Origin of the sequence: Ruegeria sp. HKCCSP351 (assembly GCF_017872535.1) — a bacterium.
In the GTDB taxonomy this organism is placed as follows: domain Bacteria; phylum Pseudomonadota; class Alphaproteobacteria; order Rhodobacterales; family Rhodobacteraceae; genus Ruegeria.
Genome location: NZ_JAEDOV010000001.1, coordinates 312,335 through 323,168 on the forward strand (window position 1 = coordinate 312,335; position 10,834 = coordinate 323,168).

9 protein-coding genes are annotated in these 10,834 nt (G+C 55.5%); 6 read left to right on the forward strand and 3 right to left on the reverse strand.

Features of this window, described 5'->3' with window-relative positions; translation table 11 throughout:
• Nucleotides 1-3: 3 nt before the first annotated feature.
• The 3 genes from I9182_RS01515 to miaA form a co-directional block, all read right to left on the reverse strand.
• Nucleotides 4-1,050, reverse strand: coding sequence for an ABC transporter permease (locus I9182_RS01515; RefSeq protein WP_209504113.1), 1,047 nt, complete (start codon nucleotides 1,048-1,050; stop codon nucleotides 4-6).
• A 123-nt stretch (nucleotides 1,051-1,173) separates the two neighbouring features.
• Entirely contained in the window at nucleotides 1,174-2,844 is a 1,671-nt protein-coding gene (locus I9182_RS01520; RefSeq protein WP_209504112.1) for an ABC transporter substrate-binding protein, read from the reverse strand.
• Nucleotides 2,845-3,197: 353 nt separating this feature from the next.
• Nucleotides 3,198-4,091, reverse strand: a complete 894-nt coding sequence (gene miaA / locus I9182_RS01525) for a tRNA (adenosine(37)-N6)-dimethylallyltransferase MiaA (RefSeq protein ID WP_209596038.1) — start codon at nucleotides 4,089-4,091, stop codon at nucleotides 3,198-3,200.
• Nucleotides 4,092-4,188: 97 nt separating this feature from the next.
• On the opposite strand from miaA, the gene pyrH reads away from it, so the two are divergent.
• From pyrH to I9182_RS01555, 6 genes are all read left to right on the forward strand, one after another.
• On the forward strand, nucleotides 4,189-4,941 hold the full coding sequence (gene pyrH, locus I9182_RS01530) for a UMP kinase (protein WP_209596040.1): 753 nt from the start codon (nucleotides 4,189-4,191) through the stop codon (nucleotides 4,939-4,941).
• A 263-nt stretch (nucleotides 4,942-5,204) separates the two neighbouring features.
• Nucleotides 5,205-6,431 carry an aminotransferase class V-fold PLP-dependent enzyme gene (locus I9182_RS01535; protein WP_209596041.1) on the forward strand — a complete coding sequence of 409 codons (1,227 nt, stop codon included), beginning with the start codon at nucleotides 5,205-5,207 and terminating at the stop codon, nucleotides 6,429-6,431.
• A gap of 48 nt (nucleotides 6,432-6,479) precedes the next feature.
• Complete coding sequence (locus I9182_RS01540) at nucleotides 6,480-7,904, forward strand: deoxyribodipyrimidine photo-lyase (RefSeq protein WP_209596043.1); 1,425 nt, start codon at nucleotides 6,480-6,482, stop codon at nucleotides 7,902-7,904.
• Between the two features lie 69 nt (nucleotides 7,905-7,973).
• Nucleotides 7,974-9,185, forward strand: a complete 1,212-nt coding sequence (locus I9182_RS01545; protein ID WP_209596045.1) for a cyclopropane-fatty-acyl-phospholipid synthase family protein — start codon at nucleotides 7,974-7,976, stop codon at nucleotides 9,183-9,185.
• Nucleotides 9,186-9,196: 11 nt separating this feature from the next.
• Complete coding sequence (locus I9182_RS01550; protein ID WP_209504107.1) at nucleotides 9,197-9,637, forward strand: TrgA family protein; 441 nt, start codon at nucleotides 9,197-9,199, stop codon at nucleotides 9,635-9,637.
• A gap of 26 nt (nucleotides 9,638-9,663) precedes the next feature.
• Nucleotides 9,664-10,779 carry an NUDIX domain-containing protein gene (locus I9182_RS01555; protein WP_209596047.1) on the forward strand — a complete coding sequence of 372 codons (1,116 nt, stop codon included), beginning with the start codon at nucleotides 9,664-9,666 and terminating at the stop codon, nucleotides 10,777-10,779.
• Nucleotides 10,780-10,834: the final 55 nt, after the last annotated feature.

The window sequence follows — 10,834 nt, forward strand, 5'->3', positions numbered from 1 at the left end:
TCCTTATGAAATGCGGATGCGCGGGTTGAGGTAGACATAGCCGATATCCGAAATCAGCTGGGTCACCAGCACCACAAAGACCGAAACGACCGAAATCGCCAGCAACAGCTGAATGTCGTTATTGCCCGCGGCCTGAACCAGCGCCCAGCCGAAGCCCTTGTAGTTGAACAGGGTCTCGACGATCACCACGCCATTCAGCAGCCAGGGGAACTGCAGCATGATGACGGTGAAGGGTGCGATCAGCGCGTTACGCAACGCATGTTTCATGACGATATTGGGGAAGGACACACCTTTCAGACGCGCTGTCCGGATATATTGGGCGGTCATCACTTCGGTCATCGAAGCGCGAGTCATTCGGGCAATATAGCCCATCCCATAAAGTGCAATAGTCAGGACCGGCAGGAAGAAGTTCTCAAAGGTCGGGTTCTCCATCGCTTGCGTGGCCGTGCCTTTGAACCACTTCAAACCAACTGCGGATGAGGTGAAGATGGCGATAAAGATCACGCCCGAGACATATTCCGGCGTCGCCGTCGTTGTGATGGCGAAGGTCGATAACGTCCTGTCAGTGGCAGATCCTTCTTTCATTCCTGCCAAAACACCAAGGATCAACGCGGACGGAACCATCAGCAACATGACCCAGAGCATCAGACGACCAGTCAGAGCCAACCGGTTCCCAACAACGGTGGAAACCTCTTCCTTGAAGACAGTCGAATAGCCCCAATACCCTTGCAGGATTCCGCAGAAATTCGGAGATTCTTCGGCGGTTTTGCCCGGCAGAATGCATCTTCCCTGAACGGTTCCGTCTTCATTCGTGTACCGATAAGAGGGCAGGACACCCAGCCATTCGCCGTATTTTATCGGAGTGGATTGGAGGTAACCATTTTTGCTCAGGTAGCTCTCAACCTGTTCATCCGACATCCGAAAGTTGCCCTGCGTTTTCGCCAGTTTCTCGAGGTTCGGATAGAGGTTGGTTAAGAAGAAAACCAGGAAAGTCAGACACAATGCCGTCAACAGCATGATGCCAACGCGCCTTAGAATGAAAAGTCCCATATTTGCCCCTGTGGGTCGGCTAGCGCGGGTTTCAAGGAACGCCACGCTTAGCTGTTATTATTTGTTCGTCGCGTTCAGGACGAAGAGGCCGCGCCAGGGTGGCGCGGCCTTTTGCTTTTTCGCTCAGGACGTAAAGCCGAACTTATAAAGCTGCGGCAGGTCTGCGATATGCTTTTCGACACCCACCAAATTGTCGCGGTGATGGCGCATCGCTGTCCGCCAATAAGGCTGGATCGTGACACCTTCGTCGATCATGATCCCCTGCAGTTTGGCCATCACTTCACGACGTTTGTCGACATCTGCGATCGAGTTCGCCTCGGCCAGCAACGCATCAAACTCTGCATTGGCAAAACCGGATTCGTTCCACGCGACTCCCGATTTATAGGCCAGTGCCAGAACCTGAGTGCCCAATGGGCGGTGGTTCCAGTTCGTCGACGAGAAGGCGTATTTCGTCCAGTCGTTCCAGAAGGTCGACCCCGGCAGAACTGTATGCTTGGCCTTGATTCCCGCGTCGTTCAGCTGCGCTACAACCGCGGCCGTGGTGTTACGGCGCCAGTCATCGTCGATTGATTGCACTTCGTGCTCAAAATCACCCATACCCGCTTCGTCCATCAGGGCTTTCGCCCCGGCAGGATCATACGGGATACGAGTCACGGCCGAGTCATGTTCAGGGTGCATCGGTCCGACGTGGCAGTTGTCAGCCGGAATGCCGTAGCCCGACATGCCCAGCTCCAGGCACACTTCGTTGTCGACCGCCATGGCCAAAGCCTGACGAACGCGCTTGTCGCCGTAGATCTTGTTGCCGTTTTCGTCTTCGGCCAACTGGTTCGGGCGGATAACGATGGTGAAGCCTGACGGGATTTCCGAGCGCACAAGCCCAATGCCGTCAAAGATGTCGACGAATTCGCCAACAGATTCCCAGTTCATGTCGATCTCTTCGGCCTCATAAGCTGCAAGGAATGCAGCCGGGTCAGTGCCGTAGTCGATGAACTCGATGCGGTCGATATAGCCGCCTTTGCCAGCCTCATATCCCCACCAGTCGAAACCTTCGTTGCGCACCAGCACACCTTTGACACCAACTTCATGGCTGTCAGGCAGCATGAAGCCCGTGCCGACGGGGTTTGAAAGCATGTCGTTCGCATCGAAGCTGCTATGAACGATTGCGGCGGGATAGTCCGCCATACCCGGGATGATCGTGATGTCAGGCGCGTTGCACTTCAGTTTGACAGTATGGGAGTCAACCACAGTGATTGCACCGTCCGCAGCTTGCTGAGTGCTTTCGTCGATAAGCGACGCCATACGCGATGCCATCGAGTTACCTTCCAGACCAGCGTCACACCATCCTGCAATGTTGCGGGCCACGTCTTCGGCTGTGAAATCGTCGCCGTTGTTCCACTTTACGCCCTTGCGAACGTTCAATGTGTATTCAGTGGCGTCGTCATTGGCTTCCCAGCTTTCCAGCAGCATCGGCTTGAACGAGCCGTCGTTGTTGTATTCGACGAGGTACTCCAGCCAGCCTGCTGTGAAAGTGGCAATTTGCGTCCAGTCATAAGTTCGCGGATCTTTGAGCGCGCGCACTTCCATCTGGTAGCGAATGGTACCGCCGCGCTGCGGCTCTTGTGCCGCCGCAGGCGATTGCAGACCGATCAAACCATAGGCCGTCGGTACCGCGACACCCAGCGCCGTCGCACGGACCAGAAATTCCCGGCGGCTAAGCTTGCCGTCACGGTATTCCTGCGCGTGCATCTCGGCCGCCCAGTGCACCTTGTCGTTGGTGATTGCCGTATTGGTCATAAATGTCTCCCTGTGACATTGATTTTGTTGATTTGTTCTTGTTCTAACCGACGCGGGCTTGTCCGGTCGCAAGAAAGAAGGATTCCGGTTTTTGGACTCTGTGCATCCCCATGCCGCCATTCGGCACCAGAAATCACTCAACGTCAACGTTCGGAATCGACATAAAATGCACAAAAGCGACGTTAGCGCATTGTTGATATTTCGGTGGGGATGTTCCTATGTGACACACCGCAGGGGGAGCCTCTTGCGGAATTTCGATGTCAAATTACTGATAAAAGACGAGAAACTTCTTCTTTATCTGTTGATCAAATTGCTTTCGCTATCAAATCCAGAGGAATGAACAACACCAGATATCACTTTGAGAAATCGACGTGATTCCATGTTTTCATTCTGGCCCGGAACCATGTGCGTTGACGTTTGGCAAATTGCCGGGTCGAGATTGTGGCCCGTTCACGGGCCTGATCCAACGTCATCATTCCATCCAGATAGGCCATAAGTTCTGGCACGCCAATGGCTTTGCAGGCGGGAAGAACGGGGTCGAAACGATCCCGCATCGCGCTCACTTCGTCAATTGCACCCAGTTCAAGCATCTGATTAAAACGGCGCTCGATCCGATCCAGAAGCCACGCTTTGTCGACGTCAAAAACGATAGGAACCGCATCATTGAGCCGTAAAATTGGCGGTGGCGTATCGGCCTGCCAAGATAACAGGCTGCGCCCCGTGGCACGCTGCACTTCCCAAGCGCGCTGCACGCGCGCGCGGTTCTGCGTATCCAGGCCAGCCAAAGTCTGTTCGTCAACCCCGGCGACAAGCTCGGCAACGGTCAGCAAGTCTGCTTCGGCCCGCACCTGCACCGGAGTTGCGGGGATCTCGGCCATGCCTTCGGTCAGGGCCGAGAAATACAATCCTGTCCCGCCGACAATGATTGGCCGCTGGCCCCCGGTCAGCAGTGGCACCACTTCTCGCAGCCAGTGACCGGCTGAATACTCCTGATCATAGGCGATGTGACCATAGAGCAGATGCGGTGCGCGTGCTTCTTCTTCGGCAGATGGTCGGGCCGAAATCACGCGCCAACAATCATAAACCTGACTTGCATCGGCATTGACGATGACCCCGCCATGGCGTTCGGCGATCTCCAGCGCCAGCGCTGATTTCCCGGATGCCGTCGGCCCTGCAATCAAGACAGGTTTGTCATCGGGAATAGGGGGCAATTGCCGAAATAATGCGTCTGTTGATCGCCGGGTCATATGCGGTTGCCTCAATCCTCACCAACCGCATTGAACCTGCGGAGCTTTTGCTTCATTTTGCGCCGGAAATTAACCCCGTGCCAGCCCGGAGCGCAACATGAGCCTTTCCCCGTCTTCTGAAACTTCCGAAACCCCGAAAACCACATACAAACGTGTCATGTTGAAGATTTCAGGCGAGGCATTGATGGGGGATCAAGGCTTTGGCCTGCACCCGCCAACCGTTCAGCGCATCGCGCAAGAGGTGAAATCGGTTCACGATCTGGGTGTTGAGATTTGTATGGTTATCGGTGGCGGAAACATTTTCCGCGGCCTGAGCGGGTCTGCCCAGGGTATGGAGCGGACGACAGCAGACTATATGGGGATGTTGGCTACGGTGATGAACGCACTGGGTATGCAGTCAGCCCTGGAAGAGATTGGGGTGTTCACGCGGGTTATCTCGGCCATTCGGATGGATGAGGTGTGCGAGCCGTATATTCGCCGTCGTGCCGTGCGGCACCTTGAAAAGAAAAGGGTTTGCATCTTTGCGGCCGGAACTGGCAACCCGTATTTCACCACCGACACTGCAGCGACCTTGCGCGCCAATGAAATGGCGTGTGAGGCGATTTTCATGGGCAAGAACGGTGTCGACGGCGTTTATGACAAGGACCCCAAACAACATGCCGACGCGGTGCGTTATGACACGGTCACCTATGACGACGTTCTGGCCAAGCGGTTGCGGGTCATGGATGCGTCGGCCATTGCGCTGGCGCGTGACAACAACCTGCCTCTGATCGTCTTTGGTCTGGATGAGCCCGGCGGTTTCCGTGGTATTCTTGCAGGCGAGGGGACATATACCAAAGTTCAGGGTTGAGGCCCGAACGAGACCTGGCCCAGAGTGTTAGAAATTCAGCCCCGGCAGCCCCGCCGGGGCTTTTTCTTTTGCTTCAGCTTGACGGTCGCGGATGGCGCTGTCTAAGTAGCGTTGTCCTTCTGCAGTGAAGGGCTGCCCGGTGTTTCGTCAGTCCGTGACGCAAGCACAGGCTGGGCTGGAAGACCTGCCATGATTTCTGAGATGTCCGGAAACATGAGCGGGCATCTTGTTGATATGACAGCACAACTAAGGAGCAATGAGGCATGAGCTCTCTGGATATCGATTTCGTTCGGGCACAGTTTCCGGCTTTTTCCGAACCCAGCCTGAAAGGACAGGCGTTTTTTGAGAACGCTGGCGGGTCTTATACCTGCAAGCCGGTGATCGACCGGTTGACGCGGTTCTATACGCAACGAAAGGTTCAGCCCTACGCCCCGTATGAAGCAAGCCGTCTTGCAGGTGCCGAGATGGATGAGGCACGTGCGCGCATGGCCGCCATCCTGGGTGTTGAAACTGATGAGTTGAGCTTTGGCCCTTCGACAACACAGAATACCTATGTTTTGGCGCAGGCATTCCGGCAGTGGATGAAACCGGGTGAGGCGATTGTCGTGACTAATCAGGATCACGAGGCAAATTCGGGCCCTTGGCGTCGTCTCGCCGAGGCAGGGATTGAGGTGAGGGAGTGGCAGATCGATCCGGAAACCGGATCACTGAACCCACAGGATCTGGAAAACATGTTGGACGAAAAAGTGCGTCTGGTCTGTTTCCCGCATTGTTCCAATGTGGTGGGAGAGATTAACCCGGTCACCGAGATCACTGCGATTGCCCACGCGGCCGGCGCATTTGTCTGCGTGGACGGCGTATCTTACGCCCCGCATGGGTTTCCGAACGTTGGTGATCTGGGGCCGGATATCTACCTGTTTTCGGCCTATAAAACCTACGGCCCGCATCAGGGGTGCATGGTCATTCGCCGAACACTGGGAGAGTTACTGCCCAACCAAGCGCATTATTTCAACGCTGATGTTCTGTATAAACGCTTTACCCCGGCGGGCCCGGATCATGCACAGATTGCTGCAAGTGCAGGTATGGCCGATTACGTCGAGCTCCTGTGTGCTCATCACGGCGGGCCTGACGTGGGCGCGGCAGAGCAGGGTGCCTTTGCTCATGATCTGATGCGCGCACACGAGGTGTCCTTACTGCAACCTGTTCTGGATGCGGTAAAGGATCGCAATGCGGTGCGTCTGATCGGCACATCAGACGCCACCCGACGCGCGCCGACCGTTGCGCTGTCGTTGAACCGCCCGGCTGAACCTGTTGCAGCGGAACTGGCGCAATACGGCGTTATGGCCGGAGGCGGCGACTTTTATGCTGTGCGCCCCTTGAAGGCGATGGGAGTAGATCCGGCACAGGGCGTTTTGCGGGTCAGCTTTACGCATTACACCTCGCAGCAGGAGATTGATCAGCTTTTGGAGGCGCTTGAACGCGTTTTGTGATCCAGTTTCCGCCTGGATTCGTAGAATAAAGAAAACAACAGGGCGGAAATGGAATTCGAGCGGTCTCCAATCATCTTATGGTTCCGACGGGATCTGCGCCTGTCGGACCATCCGGCATTGACTGCAGCTGTCGCAAGCGGCCGCCCAATAATACCATTCTTTGTTCATGACCCTCTAGTGCAACACCTTGGCGCGGCTCCGAAATGGCGGTTGGAGTTGGGTCTGGAGATCTTTAGCGATGCTCTGAAGAGGCTGAGTAGCCGTCTGATCCTGCGGCGTGGCGATGCGCTTGAGCAGTTGCAGACACTTGTCAAAGAAACCGGTGCCAAGGCTGTTTATTGGTCGCGGGCCTATGATCCAGCAGCGATCAGACGCGATACACAGATCAAAACGGCACTGACCGAACTGGGTGTAGGCGCAAAGTCCTTTCCCGGTCATTTGCTTTTTGAGCCCTGGACGGTAGCAACAAAGCAGGGCCAGCCGTTTCGTGTCTACAGCCCTATGTGGCGCGCGGTTCAGCGGCGGGACGTGCCAACGCCGGATGCATTGGTGTCACGCTTGGCAGCGCCCGCAACCTGGCCTTCCAGTGATAAACTGAGCACCTGGCAGATGGGTGCAGGCATGAACCGAGGTGCTGCAATCGTGCGCCCCCATGTTCAACCCGGCGAGCAGGCCGCCCGCGATCGACTTGAGCACTTTCTCGACCAAATCCCCCGTTATTCCAATGACCGTGACCGGTTGGATCTGGACGGAACATCAAACCTGTCAGAATACCTTTCATTGGGCGAGATCGGGCCACGTACTGTCTGGCACAGGGTTCAACAGGCTGCGATGACGGGAACCCCCGGCGCTGAGGCATTTCTGCGCCAGTTGGTCTGGCGTGAGTTTGCCTATCACCTGATGTATCACTCACCGCATCTGCTGACCGATAACTGGAAAGCGGAATGGGATGATTTCCCTTGGAATATCGATCCGCACCACCCTGAAGTTGCCGCCTGGAGGCGAGCCCGAACCGGAATTCCTGTCGTCGATGCTGGCCTGCGGCAGATGTATGTGACAGGCCGTATGCATAACCGGGCCCGGATGATTGTTGCCAGTTACCTGACCAAGCATCTGATGACACACTGGAAAATCGGGATGAACTGGTTCGAGGATTGCCTGATTGACTGGGACCCAGCCTGTAACGCCATGGGCTGGCAGTGGGTTGCGGGATCAGGCCCCGATGCGTCGCCCTTCTTTCGTATTTTCAACCCCGAAACGCAGGCCGAAAAGTTTGATCCGCAGGGGTCTTACCTGCGGCGCTGGATCGCCGAAGGCCAGACGAAACCCAGTGACGTTGCACTTTCCTATTTCGCTGCGGTTCCCCGGTCATGGAACCTGTGTCCGCAGGCGGGTTATCCCGAGCCTGTCGGGAAACTGGCGGATGGACGAAACCGCGCCTTGCGTGCGTATGAAAGCCGAAAATCTCACTAAGGAACTGAAAACTTGCCAGAAACAGAATCGCGGCCTAGCCTGAGACCTGTGCCGCAGAGGGGAGAGCGGATGGTGCTGACGACGACAGAGGGGCAGTCGGATCTGCCCAGGTATTTCGCCCAGGTCTTCAAGATGCTGACCAGAATGGAGTCGGGGCGACTGGACATAACATTGCCAGATGGTCGCATCTTTCGCGCAGAGGGACCCAAGGCAGGGCCTGTTGCTCAGATCGATATCCACGACGGAGATGTTTTTGCCCGTCTGATCCGCGAAGGCGAGCTGGGGTTTTCTGATGCGTATCTTGAGGGCGGCTGGAGCACGCCTGATCTGCGCTCATTTATGGATCTTGTCCATCTGGGGTCCGAGACCGTCTATGACGGGTTTACTGGGAAGTTCCTTGTTCAGGCCTATGAACGGCTGCGGTTCTGGCTTCATCGCAATAACCGGACGCAGGCGAAAAAGAATATCTCGTACCACTATGATCTGGGCAATGACTTCTACGGTTTGTGGCTGGATGACACGATGACTTATTCCAGCGCTATCTTTGAAACCGGGCAAGAAAGTCTTGAGAAGGCGCAAACTGCGAAATACGCCAGCCTTGTCGATGAAATGGGGGCCAAACCCGGCGACCACATACTGGAAATCGGATGCGGTTGGGGCGGTTTTGCCGAATATGCCGCGAAAGAGCGGGGTTTGCATGTAACCGGCCTTACGATTAGTGAGGAGCAGTTCAAGTTTGCCAATGAACGCATTGAAAAAGCAGGACTTTCTGATAAAGTGAAGTTCAAGTTGCAAGACTATCGCGACGAGCGTGGGCAATATGATGGCATCGCCTCTATCGAGATGTTCGAGGCGGTCGGTCAAAAATACTGGCCGGTTTATTTTGAAACCGTTCGCGAACGGCTGAAGCCGGGGGCGCAAGCGACCTTGCAAATCATAACGGTAGGTGACCACCGCTGGGATTATTACAAGAACGGTGTTGATTTCATTCAGAAATACATATTTCCGGGTGGAATGCTTCCGTCGCCCACGATCCTACGGCAGCAGATCAATCTGGCGGGTTTGAATGTGGTGAAGTCGAAAGAATTCGGCAAAAGTTACGACCTGACGCTGCGGCGGTGGTATGAGACGTTCAATGCAAAATGGGAACAGATCGCAGACCTGGGCTTTGATGAGCGTTTTCGCCGCATGTGGAATTATTATTTGACTGCCTGTGGCGCAGCCTTTGACACGCGCAATTGCGATGTGACACAGATCACCGTAGCAAAGCAAGTTAACTGACGGACCGTAACATGCCCACTGCCTCGCGTCTTGTAGCCGCCGTTTGCCTCATCGTGCTGGCATTCATTGTCTCTGGCATGATTATCGAGAACGGCGAAGAAGGTAAGGATTACGGGTACTTTACCCTGGTTAACATGGGCCTTGGTGCGGTTTGCGGGTGGGGCATCATGGGCAAGCGTGCAGGGCGCGGCTGGACTGCTGGGATCAATAACGGCCTGACTGGTGTCGCCTCGCTGATATTCTGGGCGTTGTTCGTGCAGGGCTGTTACGAAATGTTCCGGCTTGCCATGCGCAACCGTTACGGTGGCCCATTTGAGGCCATCCTGGCCATTTTCAAGATCGGGATTGAGTACGGTAAGCTTCTGATTTACCCGGAAATCCTGATTGCATTCCTAATTGGGGCTGTTGTCTCGGGGCTGGCCACAGAACAGGCCAGCCGGTCGTGGCGCTGATCCGTTACTGACAAGAGAGATCGAATTTGTCTGATTTGTTCTTTTATGGAACGCTGCGACACTTGCCGTTGTTGGAACGCGTTCTTGGCCATCCTCTGAGCGAAACCAAAGCGCGGCCCGCCCAACTTCGAGGCCATGCTGTCCATTCTGTTCAGGGGCAGGATTTCCCAATGATCGTGGAATTGGAAGGTGCCAGTGCTGAAGGTTTACTGGTGCAGGAATTGTCGTCTTTGAATCTGGCTAGGCTGGATTATTACGAAGGGTCTTTCGACTATGATCTGAAGTCTCTGAAGGTCGAATTGGAAGACGGGACCGAGGCCCAAGCTCAGGTCTTTTTTCCTGCCCCCGATGCTTGGAGACCGGGTGATTTGTGGTCGTTTCAGGACTGGGCGGACAGATTGGGCGAACTTACAACGCTCGCCGCTGAGGAAGAGATGGCCTATTTCGGGAAGGTCGATCCCCGGGTCATGGCCCGCAGTGTTCGCGCCACGCAAACGCGCGCCTGGTCAAAGATCATGGCCGGGCAGCGGCGAACCGGTGATCCGCGGGACATTGCAAAAGACGTGATCGTGCATCGCCATGACCGGGTGTATCTTGATTACTTCGGGATGGAGGAAATCGATCTGCAACACCGGCGGCATGACGGCAGCATGGGTCCGGTTCTGCGCCGTGGAAGTTTGTTGCAGGGCAGTGCGGTCGGCGTTCTGCCCTATGATCCGGTCCGCGATACCGTTTTGATCGTGGAACAGTTCAGACCACCGGTTTTTCTGAACAACGATCCGGAACCCTGGCTTTGGGAAGCGGTGGCCGGGATGATTGATCCGGGCGAGACACCCGAACAGGCCGCGCATCGAGAGGCGATGGAGGAGGCGGGTATTCGTTTTGACAGGCTGGAATATGCTGGCGGTGCCTACACCTCGAGCGGATCTTCCACCGGGTTCATGTATCTTTATGTTGGTCTGGGTGAGTTGACGCACACCACAATCACCGGTGGCCTGGACACAGAAGGTGAAGACATCCGCAGTCAAATCCTGCCGTTCGAAGAGTTCATAGACATGACGGATCGCCATGTTTTCAAGGATCTACAATTAGTGTCTCTGGCTTATTGGCTGGCCCGCCACCGGGACAGATTGCGCGGGTGACTATCCCGCTTGTGGTCGCGGCGGTGCGGCTGTAAATCTTCGATGGTACAAAACG

Bases quoted from the DNA above. Each gene is read 5' to 3' on its own strand.
- I9182_RS01515 (WP_209504113.1), bottom strand. From the start codon at position 1,050: ATGGGACTTTTCATTCTAAGGCGCGTTGGCATCATGCTGTTGACGGCA.
- I9182_RS01520 (WP_209504112.1), bottom strand. From the start codon at position 2,844: ATGACCAATACGGCAATCACCAACGACAAGGTGCACTGGGCGGCCGAG.
- miaA (WP_209596038.1), bottom strand. From the start codon at position 4,091: ATGACCCGGCGATCAACAGACGCATTATTTCGGCAATTGCCCCCTATT.
- pyrH (WP_209596040.1), top strand. From the start codon at position 4,189: ATGAGCCTTTCCCCGTCTTCTGAAACTTCCGAAACCCCGAAAACCACA.
- I9182_RS01535 (WP_209596041.1), top strand. From the start codon at position 5,205: ATGAGCTCTCTGGATATCGATTTCGTTCGGGCACAGTTTCCGGCTTTT.
- I9182_RS01540 (WP_209596043.1), top strand. From the start codon at position 6,480: ATGGAATTCGAGCGGTCTCCAATCATCTTATGGTTCCGACGGGATCTG.
- I9182_RS01545 (WP_209596045.1), top strand. From the start codon at position 7,974: ATGGTGCTGACGACGACAGAGGGGCAGTCGGATCTGCCCAGGTATTTC.
- I9182_RS01550 (WP_209504107.1), top strand. From the start codon at position 9,197: ATGCCCACTGCCTCGCGTCTTGTAGCCGCCGTTTGCCTCATCGTGCTG.